This window comes from Dubosiella newyorkensis (assembly GCF_001945605.1).
Classification (GTDB): domain Bacteria; phylum Bacillota_I; class Bacilli_A; order Erysipelotrichales; family Erysipelotrichaceae; genus Dubosiella; species Dubosiella newyorkensis.
On the sequence record NZ_MPKA01000129.1, the window covers coordinates 1 to 617 of the forward strand.

General features: G+C 43.8%; 2 protein-coding genes. Both read right to left on the reverse strand.

What is annotated here, in order from left to right:
- Positions 1-301 (reverse strand): IS66 family transposase (locus tag BO225_RS11190; RefSeq protein ID WP_143356836.1); only part of this gene is annotated, 301 nt, incomplete at its 3' end.
- 65 nt (positions 302-366) lie between these two features.
- Positions 367-617: IS66 family insertion sequence element accessory protein TnpB (gene tnpB / locus BO225_RS11195; protein WP_076340472.1), on the reverse strand; the 251-nt coding region annotated here is incomplete at its 5' end.

Genomic DNA, 617 nt, shown 5'->3' on the forward strand with positions numbered 1-617 from the left:
TGTTCCAGCAGCGTTTTTTTCTGGAATACTGAATGTTCTGGAGAGCACGAGCAGAAGAAGGACTTTCTTCCGGATATTCGAGATCGAAGAGCGTAGGCATGTTGGCCATCATTTCCGCATGTCTTGCTTTTTCGCTCTTTTTTCCGAAAAGCATCCGCTGAAGCTTTTGGATGATCGCATCTTTTTCCTGGATCTTTTTATCCTGCTCTTCGATCCGAACAGTCAAATCCTCTATGGCTTTGATCATCTTTTCGAGCTGTTCTTTATCCACTTCGACCGTCGTTTGTTTTTCCTTTTCCATGATTCAATTATACCACAAAAAAGAAGGGAAATAAACAAATTCCCCTTTATATAAAGCGTATTTGATCACATTATCTTTGTCGCCCGGCTTTTGCGGATCGAACATTTCTGCTCAATCCCCAGACCTTCGAGAAGCCATCTCAGCTGCTGTTCGCTGAGAAGAAGCACTTCATCATTGTTTTTGGGCCATTGGAACTTTCCTTCGTCAAGACGCTTCGCAAGAAGAAGAAATCCGTCCTCTTCCCAAAGGATCCCCTTGATCGAGGATGTTTTCCGACCGCAGAAAAGAAAGAGACTGTTCTCGAAAGGATCGAGCT